General features: G+C 68.0%; 18 protein-coding genes. 10 read left to right on the top strand and 8 right to left on the bottom strand.

Features of this window, described 5'->3' with window-relative positions:
• Positions 1 to 4 precede the first annotated feature (4 nt).
• Genes ACQY5A_RS09060 through ACQY5A_RS09050 form a run of 3 tightly spaced genes read left to right on the top strand, consistent with a single transcriptional unit; the run spans position 5 to position 2,339 of the window.
• Positions 5 to 1,153, top strand: coding sequence for an 8-amino-7-oxononanoate synthase (locus ACQY5A_RS09060; RefSeq protein WP_428340051.1), 1,149 nt, complete (start codon positions 5 to 7; stop codon positions 1,151 to 1,153).
• Complete coding sequence (gene bioD / locus ACQY5A_RS09055; protein ID WP_428340050.1) at positions 1,150 to 1,830, top strand: dethiobiotin synthase; 681 nt, start codon at positions 1,150 to 1,152, stop codon at positions 1,828 to 1,830. Before ACQY5A_RS09060 ends, bioD begins: the two co-directional genes overlap by 4 nt.
• Positions 1,830 to 2,339: a 2'-5' RNA ligase family protein gene (locus tag ACQY5A_RS09050; protein WP_428340049.1), complete on the top strand. Its 510-nt coding sequence runs from the start codon at positions 1,830 to 1,832 to the stop codon at positions 2,337 to 2,339. The genes bioD and ACQY5A_RS09050 overlap by 1 nt, the downstream gene beginning before the upstream one ends.
• 1 nt (position 2,340) lies before the next feature.
• Here ACQY5A_RS09050 and ACQY5A_RS09045 read toward each other — a convergent pair whose 3' ends face one another.
• On the bottom strand, positions 2,341 to 3,528 hold the full coding sequence (locus tag ACQY5A_RS09045) for an NAD-dependent formate dehydrogenase (protein ID WP_428340048.1): 1,188 nt from the start codon (positions 3,526 to 3,528) through the stop codon (positions 2,341 to 2,343).
• Positions 3,529 to 3,556: 28 nt separating this feature from the next.
• On the opposite strand from ACQY5A_RS09045, the gene ACQY5A_RS09040 reads away from it, so the two are divergent.
• Positions 3,557 to 3,979 (top strand): acetolactate decarboxylase, encoded by a 423-nt coding sequence (locus tag ACQY5A_RS09040; RefSeq protein WP_428340047.1) that lies wholly within the window; start codon positions 3,557 to 3,559, stop codon positions 3,977 to 3,979.
• On the opposite strand, the gene ACQY5A_RS09035 is transcribed toward ACQY5A_RS09040, so the two are convergent.
• From ACQY5A_RS09035 to ACQY5A_RS09020, 4 genes are all read right to left on the bottom strand, one after another.
• Positions 3,881 to 5,236, bottom strand: a complete 1,356-nt coding sequence (locus ACQY5A_RS09035) for a hypothetical protein (protein ID WP_428340046.1) — start codon at positions 5,234 to 5,236, stop codon at positions 3,881 to 3,883. The two genes, ACQY5A_RS09040 and ACQY5A_RS09035, sit on opposite strands and share 99 nt — an antisense overlap.
• Positions 5,233 to 5,601: a hypothetical protein gene (locus ACQY5A_RS09030; RefSeq protein WP_428340045.1), complete on the bottom strand. Its 369-nt coding sequence runs from the start codon at positions 5,599 to 5,601 to the stop codon at positions 5,233 to 5,235. Before ACQY5A_RS09030 ends, ACQY5A_RS09035 begins: the two co-directional genes overlap by 4 nt.
• Complete coding sequence (locus tag ACQY5A_RS09025; RefSeq protein WP_428340449.1) at positions 5,598 to 7,448, bottom strand: hypothetical protein; 1,851 nt, start codon at positions 7,446 to 7,448, stop codon at positions 5,598 to 5,600. Before ACQY5A_RS09025 ends, ACQY5A_RS09030 begins: the two co-directional genes overlap by 4 nt.
• Before the next feature lie 123 nt (positions 7,449 to 7,571).
• Positions 7,572 to 7,760 carry a hypothetical protein gene (locus ACQY5A_RS09020; protein ID WP_428340044.1) on the bottom strand — a complete coding sequence of 63 codons (189 nt, stop codon included), beginning with the start codon at positions 7,758 to 7,760 and terminating at the stop codon, positions 7,572 to 7,574.
• A 196-nt stretch (positions 7,761 to 7,956) separates the two neighbouring features.
• On the opposite strand from ACQY5A_RS09020, the gene bioB reads away from it, so the two are divergent.
• Genes bioB through ACQY5A_RS09005 form a run of 3 tightly spaced genes read left to right on the top strand, consistent with a single transcriptional unit; the run spans position 7,957 to position 9,857 of the window.
• A complete protein-coding gene (gene bioB, locus ACQY5A_RS09015; RefSeq protein ID WP_428340043.1) occupies positions 7,957 to 8,991 on the top strand; it encodes a biotin synthase BioB in 1,035 nt (344 codons plus the stop codon).
• Between the two features lie 12 nt (positions 8,992 to 9,003).
• Positions 9,004 to 9,231: a hypothetical protein gene (locus ACQY5A_RS09010; protein WP_428340042.1), complete on the top strand. Its 228-nt coding sequence runs from the start codon at positions 9,004 to 9,006 to the stop codon at positions 9,229 to 9,231.
• Entirely contained in the window at positions 9,228 to 9,857 is a 630-nt protein-coding gene (locus ACQY5A_RS09005) for a DUF2567 domain-containing protein (RefSeq protein WP_428340041.1), read from the top strand. The genes ACQY5A_RS09010 and ACQY5A_RS09005 overlap by 4 nt, the downstream gene beginning before the upstream one ends.
• Here ACQY5A_RS09005 and ACQY5A_RS09000 read toward each other — a convergent pair.
• Positions 9,852 to 11,189, bottom strand: coding sequence for a lipase family protein (locus ACQY5A_RS09000; RefSeq protein ID WP_428340040.1), 1,338 nt, complete (start codon positions 11,187 to 11,189; stop codon positions 9,852 to 9,854). The two genes, ACQY5A_RS09005 and ACQY5A_RS09000, sit on opposite strands and share 6 nt — an antisense overlap.
• A gap of 60 nt (positions 11,190 to 11,249) precedes the next feature.
• The gene (locus ACQY5A_RS08995; protein WP_428340039.1) at positions 11,250 to 11,960 is read right to left on the bottom strand and encodes an NUDIX hydrolase; all 711 of its coding nucleotides are present in this window, start codon (positions 11,958 to 11,960) and stop codon (positions 11,250 to 11,252) included.
• A 48-nt stretch (positions 11,961 to 12,008) separates the two neighbouring features.
• Here ACQY5A_RS08995 and nadA point away from each other — a divergent pair, with 48 nt between their 5' ends.
• Genes nadA through nadC form a run of 3 tightly spaced genes read left to right on the top strand, consistent with a single transcriptional unit; the run spans position 12,009 to position 15,507 of the window.
• Complete coding sequence (gene nadA, locus ACQY5A_RS08990) at positions 12,009 to 13,082, top strand: quinolinate synthase NadA (RefSeq protein ID WP_428340038.1); 1,074 nt, start codon at positions 12,009 to 12,011, stop codon at positions 13,080 to 13,082.
• A complete protein-coding gene (locus tag ACQY5A_RS08985; RefSeq protein WP_428340037.1) occupies positions 13,079 to 14,653 on the top strand; it encodes an L-aspartate oxidase in 1,575 nt (524 codons plus the stop codon). The genes nadA and ACQY5A_RS08985 overlap by 4 nt, the downstream gene beginning before the upstream one ends.
• Positions 14,650 to 15,507 (top strand): carboxylating nicotinate-nucleotide diphosphorylase, encoded by an 858-nt coding sequence (nadC, locus tag ACQY5A_RS08980; RefSeq protein WP_428340448.1) that lies wholly within the window; start codon positions 14,650 to 14,652, stop codon positions 15,505 to 15,507. Before ACQY5A_RS08985 ends, nadC begins: the two co-directional genes overlap by 4 nt.
• Here the strand turns inward: nadC and ACQY5A_RS08975 are convergent.
• Positions 15,464 to 16,072 (bottom strand): TetR/AcrR family transcriptional regulator, encoded by a 609-nt coding sequence (locus ACQY5A_RS08975; protein WP_428340036.1) that lies wholly within the window; start codon positions 16,070 to 16,072, stop codon positions 15,464 to 15,466. The two genes, nadC and ACQY5A_RS08975, sit on opposite strands and share 44 nt — an antisense overlap.
• Between the last annotated feature and the right edge of the window lie 37 nt (positions 16,073 to 16,109).

Here is a 16,109-nt window from a genome sequence, read left to right as displayed (position 1 = left end):
TGCGATGACGCAGATCGAAACTCCCCCGCTGGCCTGGCTGGAGGCGCATGCCGAGCAGCGGCGACAGGCCGGGCTGCGGCGTGCACTGCGGCTGCGCCCGGCGGTCGCGGCCGAGCTCGATCTGGCGTCCAACGACTATCTCGGCCTCTCGCAGCACGCGCAAGTGATCGAGGGTGGGGTGGACGCGCTGCGCACCTGGGGCGCCGGGGCCACCGGCTCGCGGCTGGTCACCGGCAACACGTCGCTGCACGAGGAGCTGGAAGCCAGCCTAGCCGAATTCGTCGGCGCCGCAGCGGGTTTGGTGTTCTCGTCCGGGTACACCGCCAACCTGGGCGCTGTCGTCGGGCTGTCCGGGCCGGGGTCGCTACTGGTGTCGGATGCGCTGTCACACGCCTCGCTGGTCGACGCGTGCCGGCTGTCCCGGGCCCGGGTGGTGGTCACGCCGCACCGCGACGTCGACGCCGTCGATGCGGCGCTGGCCGCGCGGACCGAAGAACGTGCCGTCGTCGTCACCGAGTCGGTGTTCTCCACCGACGGCGCCCTGGCTCCGCTGCGTCCCCTGCACGAGGTGTGTCGCCGGCATCGCGCGTTGCTCATCGTCGACGAGGCTCACGGGCTGGGTGTGCGCGGCACCGGTGGGCGCGGGTTACTCCACGAGCTCGGTTTGGCCGGCACGTCCGACGTGGTGATGACCACGACACTGTCCAAGGCCTTGGGCAGTCAGGGGGGCGCGGTGCTGGGGTCGGTTGCGGTGCGCGATCACCTCATCGACGCGGCCCGACCGTTCATCTTCGACACCGGTCTGGCGCCGGCGGCGGTCGGCGCAGCGCTGGCGGCTTTGCGGGTGCTGCAGGCGCAGCCGTGGCGGCCCGACGCTGTCTTGCGGCACGCAACCGCTCTGGCCGAGATCTGCGGCGTGACGCAGCTGCCGCACTCCGCGGTGGTGTCGGTGATCCTCGGCACGCCGGAGGTGGCGTTGGCCGCCTCGACGGCCTGCCTGGATGCGGGCGTCCGGGTGGGCTGTTTCCGGCCCCCGACCGTTCCCGCCGGCACCTCACGGCTGCGCCTGACCGCCCGTGCGTCGCTGGATGACGACGACCTCGAGCTGGCCCGGACGGTGCTGACCGACGTGCTGGCCGCGGCACGGCGTTGACCGTCCTGGTCGTCACCGGGACAGGGACCGGGGTCGGCAAGACCGTCGCGACGGCGGCCCTGGCGGCGGCCGCGCGACAGGCCGCTATCGCCGTCGCCGTCTGCAAACCGGTGCAGACCGGGATCGCGGTTGGGGATGACGACCTCGCCGAAGTGACCCGGCTGACCGGGCTGAACAAAGTGGTCGGACTGGCGCGCTACCCGCAGCCGCTGGCGCCGCTGGCTGCCGCGGAACAGGCCGGACGGGCTCTGCCCACCCGCAACACCATTCTCAAACTCATTCGCGCAGTGGACCACCCGGGCCAGCTGACCCTGGTCGAGGGTGCCGGTGGCCTGCTCGTCGAGCTCGCCCACGGCGGCGTGACGTTGCGGGATCTCGCCGCTGATCTTTCAGCCGCGGTTCTGGTGGTGACCACCGCCGAGCTCGGGACCCTCAACCACACCGCGCTGACGGTGGAAGCGCTTGCGGCCCATCACCTTCCCTTCGCGGGACTGGTGATCGGCAACTGGCCATTGCCACCCGGTGTGGTGGAGGCGTCGAACAGGTCTGCGCTGGTGCGCCTCGGGCCGATGCGCGCCGAGCTGCCCGCGGGAGCGGGGCAGCTGAGCACCGCGGAGTTCACCGCGATGAGCGCGCACGCGTTCGACCGTGGCTGGCTGACCAGCTTGCTCGGCTGATGGCGCACTCGGTCGAGCTGCTTTTCGATCCCGACACCGAGGCGACACTGCGCCGGATCTGGGATGACCTGGCCGCCGGCGATCTGCCCAGCCGCCTCCCGGCGGGCCGCCCGCACGTCACGGTTGCCGTGGCCGAGCGGATCGCACCCGACGTCGACGCCTTGCTGCGGCCGATCGCGCAGCGGCTGCCACTGGAGTGCGACGTCGGGGCGCCCGTGTTGTTCGGGCAATCGAACGCGGTGCTGGCCCGGCTGATCGTGCCGACCGCCGCGCTCCTCGCCCTGCACGCCGACGTGCATCGGGTCTGCGGCCCGCACCTGCTGCCCGGGCCGCTGCCGCACAGCCTGCCCGATCGGTGGACGGCGCATGTCACGCTGGCCCGCCGTATCGAAAACGCTCACGTGGGTCCGGTGCTGCGAATAGCGGGTCAGCCCACCGAGATCCGCGGCCGGCTGGCCGGTCTGCGCCGCTGGGACGGCACCGAACGGGTCGAGTATCCGATCGGCTGACCTACCTGCCGCTGCTGCCCGGGCTCGAACCACCGCCGGCGGTGTAGGACGCCTTGCCGGTACCGGCCAGCCCGCCGCCGGAGACGATCAGATACTCGTCGCGAATCGGCTTGTCGGCGAAGAAATCTTCGAGAATCTCGCGAGCTCCCGCAGCATAGCGGGCCTGGGCCGACAGCGTCGTCCCCGACACGTGGGGCGTCATCGCCTCGTTCGGCATGCTGCGCCACGGGTGATCGGCCGGCGGTGGCTGCGGATACCAGACGTCGCCCGCATAGCCGGCCAGCTGACCACTGTTCAGTGCCGTCACGACTGCGTCGCGCACGCAGATCTCGGCGCGCGCCGTATTAACGATGTAGGAGCCGCGCCGCATGGAGGAGATCAGCTTCTCGTCGAACAGGTGATAAGTCTGCGGGTGCAGCGGCGCGTGGATGGACACCACGTCAACCGAACGCGCCAGCGACGCGGCGTCAGGGTGGTAGGTGACGTTCAATTGCTTTTCGACCTCGTCGGCAAGGCGGCGAGTGTCGGTGTAGTGCAGGTTGACGTCGAATGGGGCCAGCCGGCGCAGCGTGGCCAGGCCGATGCGACCGGCGGCGATCACGCCGACGTCCATGCCCTCGACGTCGTAGGCGCGCTCGACGCAGTCGGCGATGTTCCAGCCGCCGTCGATCACCCATTGATGGGACGGGACGAAGTCGCGCACCAGCGCCAGGATCTGCATGACCGCGTGCTCGGCCACACTGATGCTGTTACAGAAGGTCACCTCGGCCACGGTGAGCCCGCGCGCGATTGCCGCGTCGAGGTCGACGTGGTCTGAACCGATGCCCGCAGTGAGGGCAAGTTTGAGGTTCTCGGCTTTGGCGATCCGCTCGGCCGTCAGGTATGCCGGCCAAAATGGTTGCGAGATAACCACATCGGCATCGGGCAGCTCGCGTTCGAATTCCGAGTCCGGGCCTTCCTTGTCCGACGTCACGACCAACTGGTGCCCACCGCTCTCCAGGAAGGTGCGCAGGCCGAGCTCACCGGACACGCAGCCCAGCAACTGACCCGGTTTGAAGTCGATCGCGGACGGGGTCGGCAGGGTCTGGCCATTCGGGTAACCGGGCAATTGCGGGATGCTGTCCCGCGCGTAGACCGGGGGATATCCGGTGACCGGGTCTGGATAAAGAACGAGCAGTACTTTCGCCATAACAGTCTCCTTTGACTCCTGAGGCCGGGTGCCTCCAGCCTTCACCACCGTGACAGCACACACCAAGCAGGGTCCGCGTCGGCGACACAACCTGCGGGACGGCAACTTCGGCCTGGGAACCGTCAACGGTCTGGACGGCGAGATGCTGGTGCTCGACGCGTCTGCTACCAATTACGGGGGCGACGGCAACGTACGGCCCGCCGAGCCGGATCAGCGCACGCCGCGTCCGGGTCAGCCGCCTTGCCGAGTTCGAGGAAGCGTTCACTCGCTCGCTGATCGAGCCGGGAGTGACGATCATCGACGTGCTGGTCGACTACAGCCGCAACACCGAGTTGTTCGCCGGAACAGTGGGCTAGGCGCTGAAGAGCAGATACAGACCGGTGAAGGTGTAACCGACCATGACCAGCATCATGGTGAGCTGGCCGGTGAGCTGATGGCCCGAGGGCAGTAACCGCAGCGCCTTGTCATGTGCCGCGATCACCGCGACGATGTGCCCGGTTACCACGGACGTCACCTTGACCACGGCCAGCACCGTCGGATGCAGGGACAGTAGATAGGCGACGTGTAAATGCCCCAGCCCGAGTAGATTCCAGCCTCGGCCAAGTGGATCGGCCAAAGCGAAAACCGCCTGCTGTCCACGCTCCACCAGGTACGACAGGTAGTGCGCGAGGATATAGCCCACCACGATCGGGATCAGCGAGTGCGCCAACTGACCGGGTAATTCTCGGCGCCGCTCACGGTCGAGACCGCCGGTGGCACGCGCAGCCAAGGAGAAGGTGGTCGCCACTACCGCGGCGAAGACCAGTAACCCGGCGGTGCGCAACGCGGACGTCGACACTGACACCGGCACGCCGTGCACGGTGCGGGCGAGACCATCGGCGAAGTTACGCCACGTGGCCGAGGACGAGAAACTGTCGAATGCGGTGGAGCCGAGCAACACTGCCAGGACTGCGACGACGCCCGGTCGAATCGGCAGCGACAGTAGATGGTCGAACGGGTTGCCGACCGCGATCCTTCGGGTCTTCGGATAGCGGCGAAAAGGCGAGAGCCGCGACACCGCCATGCTGTACACGGCGAAAGGGTCCGCTCGGGCGAACCAGCGTTGCCCGCACAGCCATGCCCCGACCAACAGCACCAGGAAGTAGACCAGCAGCCAGGTCTTGACCCACGTCAGCGCGGCGGGGTTGGGACTGGCCAATTCCAGCCAGACGAACGCAAACAACCCCACCGCCGCCGGCCAGTACCCCCATGAGTCTGGGTAGGAGAAACGTGACCGGGCCACGCGGTCCGGTGTGACGCGCTGTAGCACCAGATACACCGTTCGCACCGGGGAGATGACCCGCCACACCGGGCCGACCAGCAGCGAAATCGCGACCAGCCCAACCCATAACAGCACATAGAAGACGCCGAGTAGGGCGTTGCTCGGTGTCTGCGGCCCGAACAATCCGGCCATCAACACCCACCCGATGAACACCAGCGCCACCGCCGCCGCGATGCCGCGGCTGATGGGCGAGTCCACGAACGTGGTCACCCCCGTCGGTAGCGGGCGAGCGGGATTTTCCGGATCGAATCGTGGCCGCTTCCACGCGAACGCGACGAGAGCGAAGGTGAACGTCAGAGCCCACGCCGCACCGATGACCGAAAAGGCATACGGCACTGGAAGATCGCTCGACCCGCCGAGGCCGTGAGCGAGGATGGCGCGTGTCACGGGTTGACGTGGATGGTGGCGACGGTCCGGTCGAGATGATGCAACTCGACGTCGACGCTGCCAGGAACGTCGACGCTGAATTGGAATGTCTGGTTAACGGCCGCGGCTACCTCGAACTTGTGGTCGGGCACCGAATGCACATGCAACTCATCGGGTACATCGCTGGTGACGTGCAGCGTGATCGGCTGTCGAACGCCTGCCTGCAACGTCGCGTTGGCCGGTGTCACTTGCCCGTGTGCGATGGTGATGTCGACCGAAAGTCCGCCGCCCATAGTCGTTTTCGGTGAGCTACCGCACCCCGCCAATGCTGTCGCCCCGACCACCGCAAGGAACACGAATGCTGAACGCAACGTGGCCGCCGTCATGCCGCCTTCGGGGTGGGGTGGTCCAATGCCGGTTCCCGCGGTTGCGGCGGCACCGCGTCCCTCGCATTGATCCGGCCTGCGCCCCACGTCAGGGAGCTGATGACAGTCAACGTGAAGAACAGCACCACGATTCCGCCCGCGGTGAACAGCCATGCCGGGACACCGGGATCACGTTCTCGCTGCAAGATCGATACCTCGAAGGCGAAGTTGCGCGTCCCGTTGCTCAACACCGGAATCTCCGGCACCGGGATGGCGGCGTCGGCCGGCGCCCACAGCGGTACGGCGGCGAGATCCCGGCCGTCGTGCACACGCAGCAGCGTCTTCCAATCGCCCCACACCGGAACGGGTTCGGTGGAAACGTAGTGACCGGGTCCGACTTTCTGCAGCCGGTTGATGAACAGGCCGCGGTGGTTTTTCATCTTGCCCTGCCAGGCCAAGATGGTGACCCAATCCGGGTGGTCGCCGGTCATGTCGGCCGGGTGGAGCTGAATGTCGGCCGACGCCAAGCGTTCTCCGGGCGGACTGGGCAGATCGGTCAGCTTGACGGTCGCGCTGTCCTGCTTCGGCACGCTGATGTGCAAGCCGTTGGCGACCGTGCCGCCGATGACGAGCACCGTCAGGGCCACAGCGGTGATGCCGAAGGCGCGGCCCGGTAGCTGCTGGCCCGTCAGCACCATACCGAGCAAGGCCGCGCACACCCCGGCGAAGATGGCCACCGGCACCGCTGTCGGCAAAGCCTCGCGCCACAGATCGACCGGCCATGGGTAGTGGTAAACCCTGCCGACCCACAGCGATTCGAGCCACAGGCCAACCGTGCCGATACCGAGACCCGACACCGCGCCGAACAGGATCGGCCGGCGGAACAACGGAGTGAGCGCCACCAGCTCCACGACCAGCGCCGGTCCGAGATACAGCGGGAACCAGTTGATGGGTGCGCCCAGAATGGGTCCGACGATCAGCGCGACGATGCCGCGGAGAGCGATGGCGAACAGCGCAGCGATGATCGCCGCCCCGCGGCCCAACGTCATGCGCGCGATGATCGTTCCGATCGCGGCGGCCGCCGCGATCAGCATCGGCTGGAACACCAACCGGAATTGCGGGACGCCGAAGTCGAATTCGATTTGGTAGACCGACATTCCGATGAGCAACCCGCCGCAGGACAGGTAGCGGACGAATCGGACGAAGGCGCGGTCCTTGCGCTCCGGTCCGTCGGCCGGTGCACTGGCCTGTAGGTAACGCTCGCCTTCGTACTCCAGCATCAGCACCGCAAAGAGGGAGAAGTTAGCGCCGCCGATCATCATCAGATGCGTTGGGCCCCATAGCGTCACGTCCTGGCCGAAGATGCGATGCCAGACGTCGTCGAGCGGGAAGCCGATCATCGCGTACATTCCGCAGGCCGCCATCAGCAATCCGCCGACCGGCGCGTGCCAGTTGCGGGTGATGCGCAGCGCCGCCGGTCCCGGTTTGTCGAACGGCATGACCACGGCCAGCATGCCGGCAACGAAGATGCCGAACAGGCCGATGATGATGAAGTAGTGCGCCGGGTTGGCCAGTGGGCCGGGGTCGCGGCCGTTCCCGATGTGCCAGCTGACGTCCCAGATGAACCCGAACAGGGCGCAGATGATCGATGTGGTGAACACCAGGACGGGCAGCGCGACCCAGGACGGGCGGTTGAACTTGCCGCCCAGCCATTCTCCGGCGGAGGTCAGCCAGGTGATGCGGTGCGTGCGATGCGCCCAGCCGATGTACAGCATCGCTGCGCCGATGATCATCGCGGCGACTGACAGCCCGATGACCTGATTGAGGCCCGCACCGCGCGCCGGCGGCTCCGCTGCAAGAAGTGTCAGATTCACCGAATTACCTCCCACTGCACCGGCCCGCCCGAGGTCTGTCGGGCGCTGAACTTACCCAACAGTAGGTAGTCCGGGGGTCCTACGCTCAAACTTCGACGGATTTGCTACCGGCGTGTTTCAGTCGCGTTTTTTGTCAGCCGGGTCGGCAGGCGAGTCGCTGCGCTGTGCATCGTCGTCGTCGGGTGTCCGCCGGTCTTTGATCGCCACGTACAACACCACGGCGACCACGATCACCGCCGGTAAGAACGCGGGCCCGGCGAGCAGCAACCAATGGTGGGCGACGTACTCGACATGTGCATCAGTCAATTTCGGCCACACCCGCTGCTCGGCTGCACACCGAGGGGGAGTACCCAGCGACAGCCGAGCGGACCGCATGACGTTTGTGCAGGTGCACACCGCTAGCCTAGCCTGGGCACCGTCCACCGCTGGTTGCGATAAGCCGGGAGCACGTTGCGTCCCGCGCGGATGGACAAGACAAACACGAAGACTTAAGGAGTAGCTGGTGACGCAGGCGGCGACTCGGCCGACATCTGACACCGACAGCACCGACATTCTGGCGGTGGCCCGCCGGCAGGTGCTGGAGCGCGGCGAAGGGCTGGGCCAGCAGCAAGTGCTGGACGTGCTGCAGCTGCCCGACGAGCGGCTCGAAGAGCTGCTTGCCCTGGCGCACGAGGTGCGGATGGCTCACTGCGGCCCCGAAGTCGAGGTCGAAGGCATCATCAGCCTGAAAACCGGCGGCTGCCCCGAGGACTGCCACTTCTGCTCCCAGTCGGGTCTGTTCGCCTCGCCGGTACGCAGCGCATGGCTGGACATCCCGAGCCTGGTTGAGGCGGCCAAGCAGACCGCCAAGTCCGGCGCCACCGAGTTCTGCATCGTCGCCGCGGTGCGCGGCCCCGACGAGCGGCTGCTCGCACAGGTGGCCGCCGGTATCGAAGCCATCCGCGACGCCGTGGACATTCAGATCGCCTGTTCGCTGGGCATGCTGACCGCCGAGCAGGTCGAGCGGCTGGCCGCGATGGGTGTGCACCGTTACAACCACAACCTGGAGACCGCGCGGTCCTTCTTCCCCAATGTCGTCACCACCCACAGCTGGGAGGAGCGTTGGGAGACGCTGTCGATGGTGCGCGAGGCCGGTATGGAGGTCTGCTGCGGCGGCATCCTCGGGATGGGTGAAACCGTCGAGCAGCGCGCGGAATTCGCCGCGAACCTGGCCGAGCTGGACCCCGACGAGGTGCCGCTGAACTTTCTCAACCCGCGACCGGGCACGCCGTTCGGAGACCTCGACGTCCTGCCGGCCGGCGAAGCGCTCAAGGCGGTGGCTGCGTTCCGGCTGGCCCTGCCGCGCACCATGCTGCGGTTCGCCGGTGGCCGAGAGATCACGCTGGGCGACCTGGGCGCCAAGCAGGGCATCCTGGGCGGTATCAACGCGGTGATCGTCGGCAACTACCTGACCACGCTGGGGCGTCCCGCCGAAGCCGATCTGGAGCTGCTCGATGATTTGCAGATGCCGATCAAGGCGCTCAACGCGAGCCTGTAAAACGAGACGGTGATGATCAGCGATCTGCCGGCACCGGTCGGGGCGGGCGCTTACAACGTCTATACCGGCGATTCGGCCGGCAGCGCTGTCCCGACAGCGGCTCAGCTGGGTCTGGAGCCGCCGCGGTTCTGCGCCGAGTGTGGCCGCCGGATGGTGGTGCAGGTTCGCCCCGACGGATGGTGGGCCAAATGTTCGCGCCACGGGCTGGTGGATTCTTCCGAACTCGAGGCGCACCGATGACCGAAGCGCAGGCGCCCGGCGCCCCGCGCTTCACCCGACGGCGGGCGGCGCTAGCGGTCGTTGCGGGTCTACTGCCGGCGGGCGCGCTCGTGGGTGGCCTGTGGGCGTGGCTGGCCCCGCCGATCAACGGCGTCGTGGCACTGACCCACAGCGGTGAGCGACTCCACGACTACCTGGGTAGCGAATCCGATCACTTTTTCGTCGCCGCGTTCCTGATGCTCGGGCTGCTCAACGTGGTCGCCGCGGTGGCGGCGGTGCTGGCCTGGCAGTGGCGGGCGCATCGCGGACCCGGGATGGTCGTCGCGCTGTGCACCGGCACGGTGATCGCGGCCGCTGCCGCGATCGGCGTCGGCGTACTGTTGGCCCACTTGCGTTACGGCACAATCGATTTCGCGACGGTGCCGGTGAGTCACGACCATCCGCTGCACTACTTCACCGAGGCGGCACCGGTGTTCTTCGGCCCTTCGCGGCTGCAGATCGCCTGCACGTTGCTCTTGCCGGCAGCGACGGCTGCGCTGGTATACGCGGTGCCCGCCGCGGCCACCTCGCGCGATGACCTCGGCGGCTATCCGCCCATCGCGACGGCGTACCCGCAGGCCGAAAGTGCTACCGCGACACCGTCATAGCGGACGGCGATGCACCGGCTTGCCGGTGACGACTTTGGCCGCGATCACGGCCAGCCTGGCCATTCCGATGTAGGTCGTCGGGTTGAACATCGTCGGCCACTTCGTCCTCACCAGGTGGTCGGACAGCGGCCTGCGGGCGTAGCGATCCTGCAACCAACGCAAGGCCATCGGCGCCGACAGCGGGTGTAGCAGTAGGTGCTCGTTGAACGCATCGCGGTGATAGGTGACGTCAGCGCCGCCGGCGGAGTAGGCATCGGCCAACCGGTCGATGTCCTCGACGTCGATCAGGTAGTCGTGGACGGCCTGCACGATCAGCACCGGCGGCGTGGGCACCTTGGCTCCCAGCCGGATGCTGTCGAATACGTGCTGGACTTCAGGCATGCTCAGGATCTCGTCCAGCGGCCGGTCGAGGTAGACACCGACGTCCTTCTTGACCATCCGGATGACCGCACCGACCGTGGTCATGCTTTCCAGTCGGCGCAGCAGCGCGCGGCCCTCGTCGCTGGTGTGCTCCTGGATGACCCGGTTCAGGTCGGGGTAGACGTGCATCAGCGCGGCGATCACCATCGCAGGCAGGCCGGAAAGGTACGTGCCGTTGAGCCGCCGGAAGGTGTGGCCGAGGTCGCCGACCGGTGAGCCGAGAACCGCGCCGACGATGTCGAGTTCGGGCGCGTAGTCGGCGCACAGCTCAGCGGCCCAGGCAGTCGCCAGCCCGCCACCGGAATAGCCCCACAGCGCCACCGGCGCCGATGCGGACAATCCGAGCCGTTCGTAGTTCAGCGCGGCCCGAACGCCGTCGAGAATGAAGTATCCGGGCTCGAACGGCGCGCCCCACATTCCGGTCCGACCCTCGTGGTCGGGTATCGAGATGGCCCAGCCCTCGGCAAGGGCGGCGGCGATCAGGAGATATTCCAGCTGCGCCAGCGAACCCAGCGCCTGGGCGCGCCGTCGCAGCGCATAGGACGGGAAGCAGCGCGACGACACCGCGTCGATCGCGCACTGGTACGACAGCACCGGGCAGGGACGGTCGGGAGAGGCGTCGGCGGGCACGATCACCGTCGTCGCCGTCGCCTCCGGCTGGCCGTTCATGTCGGTGGTCCGGTACAGCAGCTGGGTCGCCATCGTCCGCTGCGGGATCAGGCCGAGAAACGCCAGCTCAACGTCGCGCGAACGCAGGACGGTGCCGGGCTCCGCGTGCTGGTATCCGGGCGGCGGCTGGTAGAACGAGTCGTCGGTCGGCAGCAGGGGGCGTGCCTTGGCCTGCAATTCCTCGTGGGGCGCACGACCGATCCACTCCGCACCGGTTGCGCTTGCAAGGTTGCCAATGTCCATCGGGGCATTCTTGCCTAAGAAGGCTTTAAGAATCCACTCGGCCCGCCGGGGCGTGCGCGTTTATGCCGAACCGGGAGGTCGCAGCGCCGCGAACTCGTCGGTGACGCGCAACTGGGAATCTGCAAAGCGGTACAACGCGGCCGGGCGCCCGCCGCTGCGCCCGGACTGTGCGACCGTGCCGGTCGGGCTGATCACGCCCCGACGGGCCAGCACTCGCTGCAAGTTCGTGGTGTCGACTTGGTGCCCCAGCGTGGCGCTGTAGATGTCGCGCAGCGTCGACAACGCGAATTCGGTTGGCGCCAAGGCAAAACCGATATTCGTGTAGGACATTTTGGCGACCAACCGGGTACGGGCGTGGTCGACCATGGTCCCGTGGTCGAACGCCATCTGCGGCAGCGCAGTGACCGGATGCCAGCGGGTGTCGGGTGGAAGCTCGGGGATGGCGGGGGAGGGCACCAGGCCCAAGAAGGTCGACGCGATCGTCCGGGTGCCGGGCAGTCGGTCGGGCTCGGAGAACACCGCGAGTTGTTCGAGGTGAGCAACCTCTCGCAGGTCGACTTTCTCGGCCAGCTGGCGCCGCACCGAGGTCATCATGTCTTCGTGGTGGCGCAGCTGTCCGCCGGGCAGCGCCCACGCACCGCGTTCAGGGTCTTGGGCGCGCTGCCAAAGCAGAACGCTGAGCTCGGGTTTTCCAGATTTCGCGTCAGGTCCGAGGCCGCGAATCTGGAACACGACAGCGAGCACTTCGTGCTCAGTGCTACCATTGGCCATGTTTTCGATTGTAAGTCGAAAACCGGGTTGTGGCGAAAGGTTTCGACTATGACAGTCGTGAATCGCACCGATCTGCTGTCGAACGGGCTGGCAAAAGACATGACACACGATCTGGCCGCGGGAATCACGAACTCCCCCAACGGTTACGCGGGCGTCGAGGCCGACGAGCAATGGGCCGCGGAAATCCGTCGGCTCGCCGATATGCGCAATGCCACCATCCTGGCGCACAACTATCAGCTTCCCGCGATCCAGGACATCGCCGATCACGTCGGCGACTCGCTGGCGCTGTCCCGGGTCGCAGCCGAGGCGCCCGAAGACACCATCGTGTTCTGCGGCGTCCACTTCATGGCCGAGACCGCGAAGATCCTCAGCCCCGACAAGACCGTGCTCATCCCGGATCAGCGGGCCGGTTGCTCGCTGGCCGACTCGATCACCGTCGACGATCTGCAGGCGTGGAAGGACGAACACCCCGGCGCGGTCGTGGTCGCCTACGTCAACACCACCGCCGCGGTGAAGGCGCTCACCGACATCTGCTGCACCTCGTCCAACGCCGTCGACGTCGTCGCCTCCATCGATCCCGACCGTGAGGTGCTGTTCTGCCCGGATCAGTTCCTCGGCGCGCATGTGCGCCGCCTGACCGGCCGCGACAACGTGCACGTATGGGCGGGCGAGTGCCACGTGCACGCCGGGATCAACGGCGAGGAGCTCACCGAGCAGGCGCGCCAGCACCCGGATGCCGAATTGTTCGTCCACCCGGAGTGCGGTTGCGCGACATCTGCGCTGTATCTGGCCGGCGAGGGCGCATTCCCGCAAGACCGGGTGAAGATCCTGTCGACCGGCGGGATGCTCGACGCCGCCCGGGAGACCCGCGCCCGGCAGGTGCTGGTCGCCACCGAGGTGGGCATGCTGTACCAGCTGCGCAACGCAGCCCCGGACGTCGACTTCCGCGCGGTGAACGACCGGGCGTCCTGCAAGTACATGAAGATGATCACCGCCGCCGCGCTGCTGCGTTGCCTTCTCGAGGGTGCTGACGAAGTCCAGGTCGACGCGCAGACCGCCGAGCGCGCGCGCACGAGCGTGCAGCGGATGATCTCGATCGGCCAGCCGGGCGGCGGCGAATGAGCCCGCATCCGGCCTGGCAGGAGGGCGCCGATGTCGTCGTCATCGGTACCGGCGTCGGCGGTTTGGCTGCCGCGCTGGCCGCGCATCGGGCCGGCCGCCGGGTCGTCGTACTCAGCAAAGCCGGACGCAAACCCGGTGGCACGGCCACGCATTACGCGCAAGGCGGCATCGCGGTGGTGTTGCCGGGTAACGAGGACTCGGTCGACGCGCACGTCGCCGACACCCTCGCCGCCGGCGCGGGGCTGTGCGACCCGGACGCGGTGACCTCGATCGTCACCGACGGCTACCGGGCCGTCACCGAACTGGTCGACGCCGGAGCGCGATTCGACGAGTCAGCCTCGGGCGGTTGGGCGTTGAGCCGCGAGGGCGGGCACACCCGGCGGCGCATCGTGCATGCCAACGGCGATGCCACCGGGGCAGAGGTACAACGCGCCCTCGACCACGCGGCGGGCACGCTGGACATCCGCACCAAGCACACCGCGCTGCGACTGCTGCAGCACTCGGGGTCGGTGACCGGTGTGCTGGTCGCCAGTCGGCAGGGGATCGGTGTCATCCACGCGCCGTCGGTCATCCTCGCCACCGGGGGGCTGGGCCATCTCTACAGTGCGACCACCAACCCCGAGGGCTCGACCGGCGACGGGATCGCGCTGGCCCTCTGGGCCGGTGTTGCGGTGAGCGACCTGGAGTTCATCCAGTTCCACCCGACGATGCTCTATGACGGCCGCAGCGGGGGACGCCGACCTCTGGTGACCGAGGCGATCCGTGGTGAGGGCGCGTTTTTGGTTGACAGCCAAGGCAATTCGGTGACCGCAGGCGTGCACCCGATGGGCGATCTGGCCCCTCGCGATGTGGTGGCATCCGCTATCGACGCCCGGCTGCGAGCCACCGGCGAGCCGTGCGTATTTCTCGACGCCCGCGGTATCGCCGATTTCACACACCGCTTCCCGACGGTCACCGCATCGTGCCGTGCCGCCGGCGTCGACCCGGTCGCCCAGCCGATCCCGGTCGTTCCGGGCGCGCACTACAGCTGCGGTGGGGTGGTGACCGACGTGCACGGCCAGACCGAGCTGCCCGGGTTGTTCGCCGCGGGCGAGGTCGCCCGCACCGGGATGCATGGCGCCAACCGACTGGCGTCCAACAGCCTGCTCGAGGGTCTGGTCGTCGGTGGGCGGGCCGGCAAGGCCGCGGCCAGACACGCGGCGGATTCCGGGCCGGTGCGCGCGGGAACGGCGGACCCCGTCGGTCGCGCCGCGCTGGTCCGCAGCGACCTGCAGCGGGCGATGACCCGCGACGCGTCGGTGGTTCGCGACGCTGACGGTCTGCACGGATTGATCGACACGTTGTCGGCCGCGCCATTCGCCGCGGTCGCCACCCGAGCCGGCCTCGAAGACGCCGCACTGACCGCCACCGCCCGCGCGCTGGCCGCCTCTGCGCTGGCTCGCGAGGAGAGTCGGGGCTGCCACCATCGGGCCGAATATTCCGATGCCGCAGGGATTCCGGCCCGCAGCCTGATCGTCCGGCTGGCCGCCGACGACAGCGCACAGGTCGAGACGTTGGCGGCGGTCTGCTGATGTTGTCCAGCGGCGAGCTCGTCGAGGCTCGCGCCACGATCAGCCGTGCGCTCAACGAAGACCTGCGCTACGGACCCGACATCACAACCCGCGCGACGGTCCCCGACGGCGCCAGGACGACGGCGTCGCTGATCACCCGCGAGGCCGGAGTGGTCGCCGGCGTGGACATCGCCCTGCTGGTGCTCGACGAGGTCCTCGGCGCCGACGGATACCGCGTGCTCGACCGCGTCGTTGACGGGACTCGGCTGCAGCCGGGCGGGCCGCTGCTGACGGTGGACGCCCAGACGCTGGGCCTGTTGACCGCCGAACGGACCTTGCTGAACCTGGTGTGCCACCTGTCCGGGATCGCGACCGCCACCGCAGCGTGGGTGGACGCGGTGGACGGCACCAAGGCCCAGATCCGCGACACCCGCAAGACGCTGCCCGGGCTGCGCACGCTGCAGAAGTACGCGGTCCGCGTCGGCGGCGGCGTCAACCACCGCCTCGGGTTGGGCGATGCGGCACTGATCAAGGACAACCACGTCGCCGCCGCGGGATCGGTCGTCGCGGCGCTGCGTGCCGTGCGGGCCGCTGCGCCCGATCTGCCGTGCGAGGTCGAGGTCGATTCGCTCGAACAGCTTGACGACGTACTTGCCGAAGCTGCGGAATTGGTGTTGCTGGACAACTTCCCGATCTGGCAGACCCAGATCGCGGTGCAGCGCCGGGATGCGCAGTCACCGGCCACCAAACTCGAGTCGTCGGGCGGGCTCTCGCTGGACACCGCCGCCGAGTACGCCGGCACCGGTGTGGACTATCTCGCCGTCGGCGCGCTCACCCATTCGGTGCGGGTGCTCGACGTCGGGTTGGACGTCTAGCGCGGTTCAGTAGCCGCCGCGCCGCGGGTTTGATGCTTTGCAGTGGCGCCGGCGTTCCGGAGACCCGGGCGAGGATGAGAGCGCCTTCGATCAGGGAGATAACCGCGACTCCAACGCTTTTCGCTTCGTCCGGGGGCCAGCCGTCCTGCCGCAACCGCTGCTCGATGGCCGTGCACCAACCGTGGAAGACACGCGCCGACGCCTCGCGGACCAGCGCGCTGGCATGGACGGACTCGGTGGCGACCGGCTCGATCGGGCAACCGTCTCGCCAGTCCACGGCCAGGCCGGCGATCAGGAGGTCGGCCCAGCGATCGACGATGTCGGCCGCCGGAACATCCTTGGCGAGTAGTCGGCGCAGCAGCCCTTCAATGGCAGCCCCGCCGCCGTCGACCGCCGCCGCGGCCAACTGCTGCTTGCCCAGCGGGAAGTGGTGATACAGCGAGCCAGGCCGCACACCCGCTTCCTCGAGAATCTGGTTGAGCCCGGTCGCCGCGTAGCCCTGACGGCGGAACAGGGTGGCCGCGGCGTCGATCAGCGCGGTCCGACTGCGATCGGGTCGGGGCATGCCATTGACTTTACTTGAGTGATCGCTCAAGAATGCA

Source organism: Mycobacterium sp. (assembly GCF_965277065.1).
Lineage (GTDB): Bacteria > Actinomycetota > Actinomycetes > Mycobacteriales > Mycobacteriaceae > Mycobacterium.
The sequence above is the reverse complement of the archived record's forward strand: the minus strand, read 5'-3'. Positions and strand labels throughout refer to the sequence as shown.